Genomic DNA, 13997 nt, shown 5'->3' with positions numbered 1-13997 from the left:
TACGCGCGGCGTCCGACAGTGCGGCGAAGAATCACAAGCTAGTTGATGGAGCCCGCCCTTGGGCCGTTTCGCGCCAACCTCTCTCGACCTCGACGGCAAGGTGATCCTGGTCACCGGCGGCACGGGGTCCTTCGGCAGACGCTTCATCGAGACCGTCCTGCTTCGGGCCAAGCCGCGCAAGCTGATCGTCTATTCCCGCGACGAGCTGAAGCAGAGCGAGATGCAGACCGACCTGGCCGAGAAGTTCCCGGCCGACCAGCTGACCTGCATGCGGTTTTTCCTGGGCGACGTGCGCGACCGCGAGCGGCTGACCTTGGCCCTGCGCGGGGTCGACATCGTCATCCACGCCGCGGCCCTCAAGCAGGTGCCGGCGGCGGAGTACAATCCCTCGGAGTGCATCCACACCAACATCATGGGCGCCGAAAACGTGGTCTGGGCCAGCCTGACCAACCGCGTGCAGCAGGTGATCGCGCTCTCCACCGACAAGGCCTGCAACCCCGCCAACCTCTACGGCGCCACCAAACTGGCCTCCGACAAGACCTTCGTGGCGGCCAACAACCTGTCGGGCGACATCGGCGCCAAGTTCTCCGTGGTCCGCTACGGCAATGTGGTGGGGTCGCGTGGCTCGGTAGCCCCAGTCTTCCAGCGACTGCTGGCGCGCGGCGCCACGGAACTGCCGATCACCGATCCGCGCATGACCCGGTTCTGGATCACCCTGAACCAGGGGGTCGATTTCGTGCTCTCGTCCCTGTCGCTGATGCGCGGCGGCGAGATCTTCGTGCCCAAGATTCCCTCGATGAAGATGACGGAACTGGCGCAGGCGATGGCGCCGGGCCTGCCCATCAAGGTGATCGGCATCCGTCCCGGCGAGAAGCTGCACGAGATGATGATCTCGGTTGACGATGCGCGGACCACCGTCGATCTGGGCGACCGCTACGCCATCGAGCCGGCCTTCGTGGAATACACCCGCGAAAGCTACGCCAAGACCCACCCGCTCACCGCCGACGGCTTCTGCTACGCCAGCGACACCAATGACGAGTGGTTGAGCGGCGAGGGGCTGATGGAACTGATCAACGATCCCGCCCCCGTGGCCCCGCCTCTGCGGCGGCTGACCGACTGATGGTGGGGCCCCTGCTCCCCTATGGCCGCCAGACCATCGAGGACGACGATATCGCCGCCGTCGCGCAGGCTCTGCGCGCCGACTTCCTGACCACTGGGCCGTTGGTGGACGCCTTCGAGACCGCCTTCGCTGAAAAGGTCGGCGCGCGCCACGCGGTGGCCTGCGCGAATGGCACGGCGGCCCTGCACCTGGCCATGCTGGCCCTGGACGTGCAGCCGGGCGAGGCCTGCATCGTGCCGGCCATCACCTTCCTGGCGACCGCCAACTGCGCCCGCTATGTCGGCGCCGAGGTGGTGTTCGCCGACGTCGATCCCCTAACCGGCCTGATGACGCCCGACACCCTGGCCGAAGCGATCAGCCGGGTCGGCGATCGAAAGTTGCGCGCCGTCCTGCCGGTCCACCTGCGGGGCGACACCGCGCAACTCCCGGCCCTCGCGGCCCTCGCCCAAGGCGCCGGGGCGGTGCTGGTGGAGGACGCGCCCCATGCCCTGGGGTCGACCATGCGCTTTGGCAATACAAGCGAGCGGGTGGGCGACGTGCGCCACTCGGCCATGGCCACCTTCTCCTTCCACCCCGTCAAGACCATCGCCACCGGCGAAGGCGGCATGGTCACCACCAATGACGACGGCCTGGCCCAGCGCCTGAAGACCCTGCGCACCCACGGCATGCTGCGGCCGGAGGGGGCCGATCCGTGGATCTATGAGATGCCGGAGCCGGGTTTCAACTACCGCCTGCCCGACATCCTCTGCGCGCTCGGCCTCTCGCAGCTCGCCAAGCTCGACCGCTTCGCCGCGCGGCGGAAGGCGCTGGCGGCCCGCTACCTGGAAGCCTTGAAGCCGCTCGCGCCCATCGTGCGCCCCGCCAGCCGGCCCGACTGGAGCGATCCCGTCCTGCACCTGATGGTGGCCCTGATCGATTTCCCCGCCGTCGGCAAGACGCGCCGCCAGGTCGTGGATGATTTGAAGGCGCGCGGGGTGGGGACCCAGGTCCACTACATCCCCGTCCACACCCAGCCCTACTACCGCGAGCGCTACGGCGCGCTCGAGCTTCCGGGTGCGCAGACCTGGTACGAAACCTGCCTTTCCCTGCCGCTCTATCCCGGCATGGCCGACGAGGACGTGGATCGGGTGGTTGGCGCGTTGAGAGAGGTCTTAGGCCTCTAGGCCGCCGCGGTCATGGCCTGCAGCAGTTCGCGGACCTGGCCCATGCGCTCGGGCGCGCGGGCGAGCTCAGCGCGGGTGTCGTCGCGGCGGACCAGCTTCAGGGCCTCGGCGCGGGCGCGGTCGGCGGTGGGGCCGATAGGGGCGGTGTCGCCGATCGCCATGCGCAGCAGGGTCATGAGCCGCTGGACAGGCCCCTGCGACGACTTGGCGACGATGGAGACGATCTTGGAATCGGCCTCCACCAGGCCGCCGACCTCGCCGATCTTGCTCTGGATCGGGCCGTAGTCCTCTGGCGCGAGGCCCGCGCGGGCCGCCTGCTTCTGCAGCTTGGCCAGCACCTCCAGCTTCACCCCGGGGCTGTCGGAGCTGAGCCTGAATTCCTTCTCGAAGCGCATGCCGCTGACATTGGCCGACAGATAGCGCCCGGCCTGACGCTTGTTGGCGCCGCCGATCACGTTTTCCACCAACCACATCAGGGCCTCGACCTCCTGGCGGGAGGTGCGATTGGTTCCGAGATAGGCCTCGACGAAGTCGCCGGTCACCAGCATCCGCGAGCGGGTGACGAAGGCTTCCTGCACATCGTCCAGAGAGATCATGGTCCCGGCCGCGCAGGTCAGCGCCATGGCCAGGGCCCGCATGACGGCGATCTCGCCCTCGGAGTCGCCGGGCCGCAGGCGGCGGGGCCCCGTGAGCTCGCGCACCACCCGCTTGGCGATGGCCAGGCGCACGGCGCCGAAGTCCTCGGTGGCCAGCCACTTGGCCAGGCGCTGGCCGGTCTCCGACAGGGGCGGCATCATACGCTGCACCGAGGGCTCGATGCGCATCAGGGCGTCAACGGGATCGCAGGCCACCAGCCGGGTCATGGCCGCCAGGCGCGCGCCCAGGTCCAAGTCCTTGCCGATGATGTCGTCCAGGCCGGACTTCGAGCCCAGGATCTCAGCCAGGGGCTGTTCGATCACCGCGAGCGCCAGGCCGCGGGGCGGACCGGCCAGCGGCGCGGAATCGGCCAGGTCCAGCAGGCGGGTCACCTTCTCGGTCCAGCTGCGGGCGGGCGCGATGGAGACCGCCACGCCCGCGCCCAGCAGGTAGGCGCGCTCGGGATGCTGGGCCACGCGTTCGGCGGCGCGGGCGAAGCCTTCCTTGTCGACGTCAGGCAGGTCGCCCTTGCGGGCGTCCTTGAGCAGCCGCTCGATGGCCCGCTCCACCAGGCTCTGGAAGACGCGGATCAGTTCGTGGACCGACAGGCCGCGGGCCTGGGCTTCGGGAATAGCCAGCTTCTGGATGGCGTGCTGCAGGTCGGTGCCGGACGCCTCGAGTTCCTCCACGAGGTCGGCGCGGTGCAGCAGTTCGAAGGGGGTCGCGCCCTTGCGCTCCAGGAACCCCTCCAGCAGGCGGCCGATCCGGTCGCGGGCGTGGATAGTGTAGAGGTCCTGCGGGCTGACGCAGAGCGGGTCGTTGTTTTCCTTGACCTTGGACTTCTTCGGCGGCTCGGCGTTGCCGAGGTTGAGGATGCCGACCGACTGGAATTCCCGGGTCTCGGCGTCGAGGGTTTCCTTGGTGACGCGCACCGCGGCCACCTTGCCCTCTTTCATCATGTCGTTGGCGGTCGCCAGGGCCGCCGTGCGGTTCTCCGTGGCAAGATCGAGCGCCCAGCCGCTGCTGGGGGTCTTCTTGCTGAAAACCTCGTAGTGAACCTGCGCGCCGTCCATTCGTCCCCCCAAGAGAGAACACTGTGACGCAACAACCCTAAAAACAGTTTACTGCGACGATCTGGCGCTTGTGGCCCTCTGACGCGTTATCAAGGCGGAGCTTCGCCGCAAGCCTGCCCCATTGAGGCCACGCTGCGGGCCGACTAGCTTCACCGACGCACTTGCAAGGAAATCATCTCCGATCATGGCCAAGATCACCCTGGTGGACGACGACGAAAACATCGTCACGTCGGTCAGCCTCGCCCTCGAAAGCCACGGCCATACCGTGAAGGCGTATTTTGACGGCGCCGCGGGTCTCGCTGCGCTGGAAAACGATCCGCCGGACCTGGCCATCCTCGACGTGAAGATGCCGCGCATGGACGGCATGGAGGTGCTGCGCCGCCTGCGGCGAACTTCCGACCTGCCGGTGATCATCCTGACGTCCAAGGACGAGGAGATCGACGAGATCCTCGGCTTCAACCTCGGCGCCGACGACTACATGCACAAGCCCTTCAGCCAGCGCCTGCTGATCGAGCGGGTGAAGGCGGTGCTGCGCCGAGCCGGCGCGGACGCCGAGGAGGCCCTGGCCGTTCCCGGCGACGCCAGCGCGCGCGCCCTGAAGCGCGGCAAGCTGACCCTCGACCCCGCCCGCCACGATTGCCTGTGGGAAGGCAAACCGGTGAAGCTGACGGTGACCGAGTTCCTGCTGCTGCAGTCGCTGGCTCAACGGCCCGGCTTCGTGAAGAGCCGCGACAACCTGATGGACGCCGCCTACGACGATCAGGTCTATGTCGACGACCGGACCATCGACAGCCACATCAAGCGGATGCGGAAGAAATTCCGCGAGGTCGACCCTGAGTTCGACGGCATCGAGACCCTTTATGGCGTCGGATACCGATACCGCGAGACCTGACCCGGGACGGCTGTCCTCATGGTTCAGTTGGCTGCCAGGCTCGCGCCTGGGGCGGCTCATCATCGTGCTCAACCTGCTGGGCCTGACGATTCTGATCGCCGGGGCCCTGGTGCTGAACGAGCTGCGGCGCGGGCTGGTGAACGCCCGTATCGACAGCCTGACCACCCAGGGCGAGCTGATGGCCACCATCATCGACCAGGCGGCCACGGTGGGCGAACCCCTGCCGGCCATGGACGGAGCTTATGCCAGCCAGATTCTGCAGCTGCTGTCGAACCCCCGCACCCAGCGGGCGCGGCTGTTTGATAGCAAGGGCCGGCTGATCGCCGACAGCTACTGGGTGGCCGACCGGGTGGAGTGGAAGGTGCTGCCGCCGGCCCGCGCCCGCGACGACGCCCCGGGCTTCTCTCTGCAGCTGAACCAGGCCCGCAAGCCGCCGGCCCCGCAGTCCGGCGTCCAGAAGGCCCTGGCCTTCGAGGTCACCCAGGCCCTGGACGGCAAGCACTGGTCGGGGATGCGGAAGGGCGACGACGGCGAGCGGGTGGTTTCGGTCTCCATCCCCATCCAGCACGTCCAGGCGGTGCTGGGGGTGCTCACCCTGGAAGCCAGCGACGTGGACGAGATCATCGCCCGCGAACGCGTGGCGCTGATCCCCTTCATCCTGATCGCCATCGGCGTGACGCTGGCCTCGTCCCTGCTGCTCAACAACCTGATCGCCCAGCCGGTGCGCCGGCTGGCGCGGGCCGCCGACCGGGTGCGGCTGAGCCGCGCGCGGTCCATCTCCCTGCCCGACATCGCCAAGCGCGACGACGAGCTGGGGGATCTGACCCGCTCCCTGCAGGACATGACCCATGTGCTCTCGGAGCGGATGGACGCCATCGAGCGGTTCGCCGCCGACGTGGCCCACGAGATCAAGAACCCACTGACCTCCCTGCGCTCGGCGGTGGAGACCCTGGAGCTGGTGAAGGACCCTGTGGCCCAGGCGCGGCTGATGAACATCCTGCAGCAGGACGTCACCCGCCTGGACCGGCTGGTCACCGATATTTCGAACGCCTCGCGGCTCGACGCCGAGCTGTCGCGGGAGGATCCCAAGGCCTTCGACCTCGGCCACCTGATCGGCGAGGTGGTGCAGCTCTATCAGGACACCGGAAAGCCCGGAGACCCCACGGTGGCCTATGCCGCCCCCGACGCGCTGGAGCCGATCATGGTTTCGGGGCGCGAGGGGCCGCTGGGCCAGGTGTTCCGCAACCTTGTGGACAATGCGCGATCCTTCAGCCCGCCGGGCGGCCAGGTGCGGGTGAGCCTGGAGCGCGGCAAGGGCGAAGCCACCATCGCCGTCGACGACGACGGGCCGGGCATCCCGCCCGACAACCTGGAGACCGTCTTCGAGCGGTTCTACACCTCGCGGCCCAAGGGCGCGGCGTTCGGCGGCAATTCCGGCCTGGGCCTGTCCATTGCCCGCCAGATCGTCGCCGCCCAAGGCGGGACCATTCACGCGGAAAACCGCACCGGCGCCGATGGCGTGGTCCAAGGCGCGCGCTTCACCGTGGTCCTGCCCGAGGCGCGGCGGTGATCCATCACGCCGGATTGATCGCGGCGTTTATGGACGGCGGCTGGCGCGGCGCCCTGATCCAGGGACCCTCCGGCGCCGGCAAGAGCGACCTGGCCCTGCGCTGCCTGGACTCCGGATTCGCCCTGGTGGCCGACGACCGGGTGGAGCTCTGGACCAGCGGCGGCCGCCTCTACGGTCGCGCGCCGGAGACCCTGGCCGGCCGAATCGAGGTCCGCGGGATCGACGTGCTGCCCGCGCCCGCCCTGGCCTGGGCCCGCGTCAGCCTCTGCGTCCGCGCCGGAACCCCCGAGCGCATCCCCGAACCGGCCTTCACCGACGACTTCGGGTTGAGGCTCCCCCTCCTCACTCTCGCGCTGCTTGAGTCCTCTGCCCCTGCGAAACTGAGTCGCGCGTTACGACATCTTGGAGAGCGTCGATAAGGAGCGTATCTAGGCGGCCTCGCGGCCGGCGTTTCGCCGCGGCCGGGTGGGGATTCCCGTTGAGAGAGTTGGCATGATCGGCCTCGTGATCGTCACGCACGGGCGCTTGGCCGAGGAATTTGTCTTCGCCATGGAGCATGTGGTGGGCCCGCAGACCGCGGTGTCGGCCATCTGCATCGGGCCCGAGGACGACATGGAAAAGCGTCGCCAGGACATCCTGGCGGCCTGCGGACGCGTGGACACCGGCGACGGGGTCATCCTGCTCACCGACATGTTCGGCGGCACGCCTTCGAATCTGGCCATCTCCGTTATGGAGCAGACCAAGGCCGAGGTGATCGCGGGCCTGAACCTGCCGATGCTGATCAAGCTGGCCAGCGTGCGCACCAAGCTGCCGCTGCAGGACTGCGTGGCCCACGCCCAGGAGGCCGGCCGCAAGTATATCTCCGTCGCCTCCTACGTGCTGGCCGGCGAGAAATGACGCAGACCCGCTCGGTCGAGATCGTCAATAAGCGGGGCCTGCACGCGCGGGCCTCGGCCAAGTTCGTGAAGATGGCCTCGACCTTCGACGCCGAGGTCACCGTCTCCAAGGACGGCTCCACCGTGGACGCGCGCTCGATCATGGGCCTGATGATGCTGGCCGCCGGTCCTGGCTGCAGCATCGAGATCGCGGCCGAGGGCTCCGAAGCCGAACCCGCCCTCGACGCCCTGGCCCAGCTGGTGGCCAACCGATTCGACGAGGACGAGTAGGATCGTCGGTGTCATCCCGGAAGGCGCGAAGCGCTTGTCCGGGACCCAGACGCGCAGGGTGTGCCGGATGGATCGGTGTGTATGGGTCCCGGTCTTCCGTGTGCCGCGGAAACCGGGATGACATTGGGGGTTTGCCGCCCCTACGTCTTCAGCTTGTAGCCGGTCCGGAAAATCCAGGTGATGGCCGCCAGGCAGAGCAGCATGAAGCCGAAGGTGGCGAGCAGGCTGACGCCGACGCCGACGTCGGACTTGTCGTAGAAGGCCCAGCGGAATCCGGAGACCAGGTAGACCACCGGGTTGAACAGGGTGATCTTCTGCCAGATCGGCGGCAGCATGCTGATGGAATAGAAGCTGCCGCCCAGGAAGGTCAGCGGCGTGACGATCATCATCGGCACGATCTGCATCTTCTCCCAGCCGTCCGCCCAGACCCCGATCACGAAGCCGAACAGGCAGAAGGTCACGGCCGTCAGGGCCAGGAAGGCGATCATCACGAAGGGGTGGGCGATGGTGAAGGGCACGAAGAGCCGCGCCGTCGCCAGGATGATCAGCCCCAGGATCACCGACTTGGTGGCCGCAGCCCCCACATAGCCGATGACGATCTCCAGCGGCGAGATCGGCGCCGACAGCACCTCGTAGATCGTGCCCGACCACTTGGGCATGTAGATGCCGAAGGAAGCGTTGGAGATGCTCTCGGTGAGGATCGACAGCATGATCAGGCCCGGCACGATGAAGGCGCCGTAGCTGATGCCGTCGATCTGGGTCATGCGCGAACCGATCGCTGAGCCGAAGACGATGAAATAGAGCGAGGTGGAGATCACCGGCGAGGCGATGGACTGCAGCACCGTGCGCCAGGTGCGGGCCAGCTCGAACTGATAGATGGCGCGGATGGCATGGATGTTCATCGCGGGGCCCTCACCAGGCTGACGAAGATTTCCTCAAGCGAACTCTGGCTGGTCTGCAGGTCCTTGAAGTCGATGCCGTGCCCCGCCAACCGTCGCAGCAGGTCGGCGATGCCGGTCTCCTCGCTCTGGGTGTCAAAGGTGTAGACCAGCTGCGCACCGTCGGCCGACAGCTCCAGCGGCTCGGTCGCCAACTCCTTGGGCAGGGCCGCGAGCGGTGTCTGGAGCTGCAGGGTGAGCTGCTTCTTGCCAAGTTTCTGCATGAGGACGTCCTTGTCCTCCACCAGGATCAGCTGGCCGCCGCTGATCACCCCGATGCGGTCGGCCATCTCCTCGGCCTCCTCGATATAGTGGGTGGTGAGGATGATGGTGACGCCGCTGTCGCGCAGGCCTCGGACCATCTCCCACATGTCGCGGCGCAGCTCGACATCCACCCCGGCCGAGGGCTCATCGAGGAACAGGATCTGCGGCTCGTGGCTGAGCGCCTTGGCGATCATCACCCGGCGCTTCATGCCGCCAGAGAGCGCCATGATCTTCTCGTTCTTCTTGTCCCACAGGGAGAGCTGACGAAGGATCCTCTCGAGATAGGCGGGGTTGGGGGCCTTGCCGAACAGGCCGCGGCTGAACTTCACCGTGTCCCAGACGCTCTCGAAAGCGTCGGTGGAGAGCTCCTGCGGCACCAGGCCGATCTTGGTGCGGGCGGCGCGATAGTCCTTCACGATGTCATGGCCGTCGGCCAGCACCTGGCCCGAGCCCGGATTGACGATGCCGCAGATGATGCTGATCAGCGTCGTCTTGCCGGCCCCATTGGGACCCAGCAGGGCGAAGATCTCGCCCCGGCGGATATCCAGGTCGATGGTCTTCAGGGCCTGGAAGCCCCCGGCATAGGTCTTGGAGAGACCCTTCACGGATATGATCGGCTGCACGCGGGCTCCGGGTCGTTGAGGTCCCCGCAGATAGGCGCGGGGCGGTGGTCAAGCTAGCCTAGAGGACGAATTAGGGGTCGGCGGCCCGACATCGACCAGGGATTAATCGGCTCAGGCGCCGGATTCTGTCAGCAGACGGGAGAGCGCCTTGGGCGCCATGGCCACGTAGCTCTGCCGCAGCCAGCCCTTCAGGGTGTCCATCTCCGCCAGGATGTCATCCTCGGAATCAAAGTGCGCGATAGCCCACCTGTGCTGCCGATACCAGGGCGAGCCCTGCCGGACAAAGGGCAGGTCCTGGACCATCTCGTAGGAGATCGGCAGCTTGAAGGTGAGCGTCAGGGCGTCATGCGCCTGCCCCTTGTCGCCCAGCACCGCGAAGCCCTTGCCCCGCACCCGCAGGTAACGGGTGTCGGCCCAGCCGGGCGCCAGGTCGGTCTCGGGCAGGCTCAGGCCATAGGCGGTCAGTTCGGCTTCGGCCTGTTGGTGCGGCGTAGGCATGGCGGTGAGACTAGCACCGCCATGCCGCGCGAAAAGTCCTAGGCCGACACGCCCATGGTCATCGGCCGCAGTCCGAGGTCGGCCATCAGGGCGGCGTCGGTGTCCTTGTCCGGGTTGGCGGTGGTGAGCAGGCGCCCGCCGATGAACATGGAGTTGGCGCCGGCCAGGAAGCAGAGGGCCTGCAACTCGCGGCTCATGTGCTCGCGGCCGGCCGAGAGCCGCACCACGGTCTTGGGGCAGAGGATGCGGGCCACGGCGATCATGCGGACGAACTCGATCCCGTCCACCGGGGTGGAATCCCCTAGCGGCGTGCCGGGGATCGGCATCAGGTCGTTGATGGGCAGCGAGTCCGGATGGGCCGGCAGGGTCGCCAGGGTATGCAGCAGGCCGGCGCGGTCGCGGCGCGTCTCGCCCATGCCGACGATACCGCCGCAGCACGTGTTCATCCCCACCGAGCGCACGGCCTCCAGCGTATCGAGGCGGTCCTGGTAGGTGCGGGTGGTGACCACCTTGTCGTAGTAGTCCGGGCCGGTATCCAGATTGTGATTGTAGTAGTCCAGGCCGGCGTCCTTCAGGGACTGGGCCTGGTCGCGGGTCAGCATGCCCAGGGTGGCGCAGGTCTCGAGGCCGAGCGCCTTCACCCCGGCGATCATCTCGGCCACCTTGGGCACGTCACGGTCCTTCAGGTCGCGCCAGGCCGCGCCCATGCAGAAGCGCTGCGCCCCGCCGGCCTTGGCCTCGACAGCCGCGGCGATCACGGTGTCGGCGTCCAGCAGCTTGGAGGCCACCGTGGAGGTCTTGAAGCGCTGGGACTGGCTGCAATAGCCGCAGTTCTCGGGGCAGCCGCCGGTCTTCACCGAAAGCAGCTGTGAGAGCTGGACCTCGGTGGGGTCGAACCACATGCGGTGGACTTGCGCGGCCCTGAACACCAGGTCCATGAAGGGCAGCTCGAACAGCGCCTCGACCTCAGTGAGCGACCAATCATGCCGCGGTTGTGATTCATCAAGGACGGCGTTGAAGGGGGCGTTCATGGTGCACTCCTCGGGTCTGGGCGCCCATCTTGAGTCGGGCGACGAGGAGCATGTAGCGCATGGGCGCCGACGAGATCGAGTTGAAGTTCCTGTGCGAGCCACAGGATGTCGCCGCCCTGCTGGCCGCCGCCCCGGTGGGCGCTGCGGAAACCAAACACCTGACCGCGGTCTATTTCGACACGCCGGACGGGCGCCTGAAGGCGGCCCACATCTCGCTGCGCCTGCGGGAAAGCGGCGGCAAGCGGGTCCAGACCCTGAAGCGCGGCGACGGTTTCGCCCGCGAGGAGCATGAGGCCAAGGTCGCAGGCGACACCCTGGACCTGGCCATGCCGGCGGTCAAAGCCGCGCTGAAACCCGCGCAACGCAAGGCTTTGGCGCCGGTCTTCACCGTCCGCGTCACCCGCCAGCAGCGGACCTTCTCCTATGGTGGCGCCGAGATCGAGCTGGCCCTGGACCAGGGCGAGATCACCGCGAGCGACCAGCGGCGCGACCTCTGCGAGCTTGAGCTGGAGCTCAAGTCCGGCGATCCGGCGGCGCTGTTCGCCCTGGCCCGTCAACTTTCGGTGACCGCGCCCCTCTATCTGTCCTTTGACGGCAAGGCGTCCCAGGGCCAGGCCCTGATGGCGGGAACCCGGCATGAGCCGCGCCGGCACGACAAGGCGCCACTGCGGCGCGGCGGGACCACCGGCGAGGCGTTCCAGACCATCGCCCGCAACGCCTTGGTTCAAATCGCCGCCAATGGCGTGGTGTTGCGCGAGACCGATAGCCAGGACGCCCTGCATCAGCTGCGGGTCGCCGTGCGCCGCCTGCGCAGCGCCATGAGCACGTTCAAGACCGTGGCGGCGGACGACCGCGTCCGTCATCTGAGGGCCGAGCTGAAGTGGCTATCGGGCGCCTGCGACGAGGCCCGAGACCTGGACGTCTTCGCCCAGGACAATCTCGAGATCGTCGGCGCCAAGGCCCCCCTGGCCCCGAAGGTCGCCGCCGCCCGCGCCCAGGCCCACGCCAAGGCCTGCGCCGCGGTGGCCTCCAAGCGGTTCCGCGACCTGGTGCTGGAGACCACCGCCTGGGTGGAGACCGGCGTCTGGCGCGGGGCTGAGCGCGGTCACAAGTCAGCCCGCGATTTCGCCGCCAAGGCCCTGGACCGGCGCTGGAAGACGCTGCGCAAACTGGGCCACGACGTCCAGGCGCTGGACGACCCGGCGCGTCACAAGGTGCGGATCGCCGCCAAGAAGCTTCGCTACGCCGCCGAAGCCTTCGCCCCGCTGTTCACCGCTGAGCCCGGCCGGCGGTTCCTCAAGACCCTGAAGGCTCTGCAGGACTCCCTGGGCGCTCTCAATGACGCCGCCGTGGCCACGACCCTGGTGGCGAAGCTCGCACCCTCGGGCTCGCCCGCCGCCCGCGACCTGCTGGCCCCCCGGGAGGCCAAGCGACCCAGGACGCTGAAGGCCGCCGCCCGGCAGATGAAGGCTCTGGCGCAGGCCAAACCTTTCTGGCGGTAAACCTCGTCATATAAAGACATCTTTATATGTTTGTTGCAGGGTTCCGCTTGCGCGGCTATAGAGCCCGCAATTGCATTTGCGCCGACAGGAAGCCCTGATGACCGACTATGTCGTGAAAGACATCACCCTCGCCGACTTCGGTCGCAAGGAAATCGCTATCGCCGAGACCGAGATGCCGGGCCTGATGGCCGTGCGCGCCGAGTTCGGCAAGGCCCAGCCCCTGAAGGGCGCCCGCATCGCCGGCTCCCTGCACATGACCATCCAGACCGCGGTGCTCATCCAGACCCTCGAAGCCCTGGGCGCGGAAGTCCGCTGGGCCTCGTGCAACATCTTCTCCACCCAGGACCACGCCGCCGCGGCCATCGCCGACGCCGGCACCCCGGTCTTCGCCATCAAGGGCGAGAACCTGGTGGAGTACTGGGAGTACGCCCACCGCATCTTCGAGTGGCATGACGGCGGCTACCCGAACCTGATCCTCGACGACGGCGGCGACGCCACCCTGCTCTGCGTGCTGGGCCCCAAGGCCGAGAAGGACATCAGCGTCCTGGCCAACCCGCAGAACGAGGAAGAGGAAGCCCTGTTCGCGGTGATGAAGCGCTACATCAAGGAAAAGCCCGGCTTCTATTCGGGCATCCGCGACGCCTGCAAGGGCGTGTCGGAAGAGACCACCACGGGCGTCCACCGCCTGTACCAGATGTCGGAACGCGGCGAGCTGCCGTTCCCCGCCATCAACGTCAACGACAGCGTCACCAAATCCAAGTTCGACAACCTCTATGGCTGCCGTGAAAGCCTGGTGGACGCCATCCGCCGCGGCACCGACGTCATGCTCTCGGGCAAGGTCGCCGTGGTCCTGGGCTACGGCGACGTGGGCAAGGGCTCGGCCGCCTCGCTGCGAAACGGCGGCGCCCGCGTCATCGTCACCGAGGTCGATCCGATCTGCGCCCTGCAGGCCGCCATGGAGGGCTACGAGGTCCAGACCATGGAAGACGTCGCCGACAAGGGCGACATCTTCGTCACCGCCACGGGCAACAAGGACGTTCTCACCGTCGACCACATGCGGGCGATGAAGAACAACGCCATCGTCTGCAACATCGGCCACTTCGATAGCGAGATCCAAGTCGCCGGCCTGAAGAACTTCAAGTGGGACAAGATCAAGGATCAGGTCCACCACGTCGAGTTCCCGGACGGCAAGAAGATCATCCTGCTGTCGGAAGGCCGCCTGGTGAACCTGGGCAACGCCACCGGCCACCCCAGCTTCGTGATGAGCGCCTCCTTCACCAATCAGACGCTCGCCCAGCTCGAGCTGTGGACCAACGGCGCCAAGTACGAAACCAAGGTCTACACCCTGCCCAAGCACCTCGATGAAAAGGTGGCCATGCTCCACCTGGGCAAGCTGGGCGCCAAGCTGACCGTGCTGTCCAAGGACCAGGCCGACTATATCGGCGTGCCCACCGCCGGCCCGTTCAAGCCGGACCACTATCGTTACTAAACCCTAGGCTTCGTCATCCCCCGGCGCCGGCG

The 13997-nt window shown here is 67.5% G+C and carries 14 protein-coding genes; 9 read left to right on the top strand and 5 right to left on the bottom strand.

Features of this window, described 5'->3' with window-relative positions:
- Window positions 1–58 precede the first annotated feature (58 nt).
- On the top strand, window positions 59–1120 hold the full coding sequence (pseB, locus tag JKL49_RS01765; protein WP_215337867.1) for a UDP-N-acetylglucosamine 4,6-dehydratase (inverting): 1062 nt from the start codon (window positions 59–61) through the stop codon (window positions 1118–1120).
- The gene (pseC, locus tag JKL49_RS01760; protein ID WP_215337865.1) at window positions 1120–2283 is read left to right on the top strand and encodes a UDP-4-amino-4,6-dideoxy-N-acetyl-beta-L-altrosamine transaminase; all 1164 of its coding nucleotides are present in this window, start codon (window positions 1120–1122) and stop codon (window positions 2281–2283) included. Before pseB ends, pseC begins: the two co-directional genes overlap by 1 nt.
- On the opposite strand, the gene JKL49_RS01755 is transcribed toward pseC, so the two are convergent.
- Window positions 2280–3992 carry a hypothetical protein gene (locus JKL49_RS01755; protein WP_215337863.1) on the bottom strand — a complete coding sequence of 571 codons (1713 nt, stop codon included), beginning with the start codon at window positions 3990–3992 and terminating at the stop codon, window positions 2280–2282. The two genes, pseC and JKL49_RS01755, sit on opposite strands and share 4 nt — an antisense overlap.
- Before the next feature lie 184 nt (window positions 3993–4176).
- Here JKL49_RS01755 and chvI point away from each other — a divergent pair, with 184 nt between their 5' ends.
- The 5 genes from chvI to JKL49_RS01730 all read left to right on the top strand — a co-directional run bounded on the left by chvI (window position 4177) and on the right by JKL49_RS01730 (window position 7620).
- Complete coding sequence (gene chvI, locus JKL49_RS01750; protein ID WP_215337861.1) at window positions 4177–4884, top strand: two-component response regulator ChvI; 708 nt, start codon at window positions 4177–4179, stop codon at window positions 4882–4884.
- Complete coding sequence (gene chvG, locus JKL49_RS01745) at window positions 4853–6454, top strand: two-component sensor histidine kinase ChvG (RefSeq protein WP_215337859.1); 1602 nt, start codon at window positions 4853–4855, stop codon at window positions 6452–6454. Before chvI ends, chvG begins: the two co-directional genes overlap by 32 nt.
- Window positions 6451–6873 (top strand): HPr kinase/phosphorylase, encoded by a 423-nt coding sequence (locus tag JKL49_RS01740; protein WP_215337857.1) that lies wholly within the window; start codon window positions 6451–6453, stop codon window positions 6871–6873. The genes chvG and JKL49_RS01740 overlap by 4 nt, the downstream gene beginning before the upstream one ends.
- A gap of 73 nt (window positions 6874–6946) precedes the next feature.
- Window positions 6947–7351, top strand: coding sequence for a PTS sugar transporter subunit IIA (locus tag JKL49_RS01735; protein ID WP_215337855.1), 405 nt, complete (start codon window positions 6947–6949; stop codon window positions 7349–7351).
- Window positions 7348–7620, top strand: a complete 273-nt coding sequence (locus JKL49_RS01730) for an HPr family phosphocarrier protein (RefSeq protein ID WP_215337853.1) — start codon at window positions 7348–7350, stop codon at window positions 7618–7620. The genes JKL49_RS01735 and JKL49_RS01730 overlap by 4 nt, the downstream gene beginning before the upstream one ends.
- A gap of 140 nt (window positions 7621–7760) precedes the next feature.
- Here JKL49_RS01730 and JKL49_RS01725 read toward each other — a convergent pair whose 3' ends face one another.
- The 4 genes from JKL49_RS01725 to bioB form a co-directional block, all read right to left on the bottom strand.
- Entirely contained in the window at window positions 7761–8522 is a 762-nt protein-coding gene (locus JKL49_RS01725) for an ABC transporter permease (RefSeq protein ID WP_215337851.1), read from the bottom strand.
- A complete protein-coding gene (locus tag JKL49_RS01720; protein WP_215906491.1) occupies window positions 8519–9475 on the bottom strand; it encodes an ABC transporter ATP-binding protein in 957 nt (318 codons plus the stop codon). The genes JKL49_RS01725 and JKL49_RS01720 overlap by 4 nt, the downstream gene beginning before the upstream one ends.
- Window positions 9476–9556: 81 nt before the next feature.
- Window positions 9557–9943, bottom strand: coding sequence for an MmcQ/YjbR family DNA-binding protein (locus JKL49_RS01715; RefSeq protein WP_215337847.1), 387 nt, complete (start codon window positions 9941–9943; stop codon window positions 9557–9559).
- Between the two features lie 38 nt (window positions 9944–9981).
- A complete protein-coding gene (bioB, locus tag JKL49_RS01710) occupies window positions 9982–10974 on the bottom strand; it encodes a biotin synthase BioB (RefSeq protein WP_215337845.1) in 993 nt (330 codons plus the stop codon).
- Between the two features lie 59 nt (window positions 10975–11033).
- Here bioB and JKL49_RS01705 point away from each other — a divergent pair, with 59 nt between their 5' ends.
- Both JKL49_RS01705 and ahcY read left to right on the top strand, forming a co-directional pair.
- A complete protein-coding gene (locus JKL49_RS01705) occupies window positions 11034–12476 on the top strand; it encodes a CYTH and CHAD domain-containing protein (RefSeq protein ID WP_215337843.1) in 1443 nt (480 codons plus the stop codon).
- Window positions 12477–12573: 97 nt separating this feature from the next.
- On the top strand, window positions 12574–13965 hold the full coding sequence (gene ahcY / locus JKL49_RS01700) for an adenosylhomocysteinase (protein ID WP_215337841.1): 1392 nt from the start codon (window positions 12574–12576) through the stop codon (window positions 13963–13965).
- The last annotated feature ends 32 nt before the right edge of the window (window positions 13966–13997 follow it).

Source organism: Phenylobacterium glaciei (genome assembly GCF_016772415.1).
GTDB classification, from domain to species: Bacteria; Pseudomonadota; Alphaproteobacteria; order Caulobacterales; family Caulobacteraceae; genus Phenylobacterium; species Phenylobacterium glaciei.
This window is presented reverse-complemented; position numbering and strand designations above follow the sequence as displayed.

Bases quoted from the DNA above. Each gene is read 5' to 3' on its own strand.
- JKL49_RS01735 (WP_215337855.1), top strand. From the start codon at position 6,947: ATGATCGGCCTCGTGATCGTCACGCACGGGCGCTTGGCCGAGGAATTT.
- JKL49_RS01730 (WP_215337853.1), top strand. From the start codon at position 7,348: ATGACGCAGACCCGCTCGGTCGAGATCGTCAATAAGCGGGGCCTGCAC.
- pseC (WP_215337865.1), top strand. From the start codon at position 1,120: ATGGTGGGGCCCCTGCTCCCCTATGGCCGCCAGACCATCGAGGACGAC.
- ahcY (WP_215337841.1), top strand. From the start codon at position 12,574: ATGACCGACTATGTCGTGAAAGACATCACCCTCGCCGACTTCGGTCGC.
- JKL49_RS01755 (WP_215337863.1), bottom strand. From the start codon at position 3,992: ATGGACGGCGCGCAGGTTCACTACGAGGTTTTCAGCAAGAAGACCCCC.
- chvG (WP_215337859.1), top strand. From the start codon at position 4,853: ATGGCGTCGGATACCGATACCGCGAGACCTGACCCGGGACGGCTGTCC.
- chvI (WP_215337861.1), top strand. From the start codon at position 4,177: ATGGCCAAGATCACCCTGGTGGACGACGACGAAAACATCGTCACGTCG.
- JKL49_RS01705 (WP_215337843.1), top strand. From the start codon at position 11,034: ATGGGCGCCGACGAGATCGAGTTGAAGTTCCTGTGCGAGCCACAGGAT.
- bioB (WP_215337845.1), bottom strand. From the start codon at position 10,974: ATGAACGCCCCCTTCAACGCCGTCCTTGATGAATCACAACCGCGGCAT.
- JKL49_RS01715 (WP_215337847.1), bottom strand. From the start codon at position 9,943: ATGCCTACGCCGCACCAACAGGCCGAAGCCGAACTGACCGCCTATGGC.
- JKL49_RS01725 (WP_215337851.1), bottom strand. From the start codon at position 8,522: ATGAACATCCATGCCATCCGCGCCATCTATCAGTTCGAGCTGGCCCGC.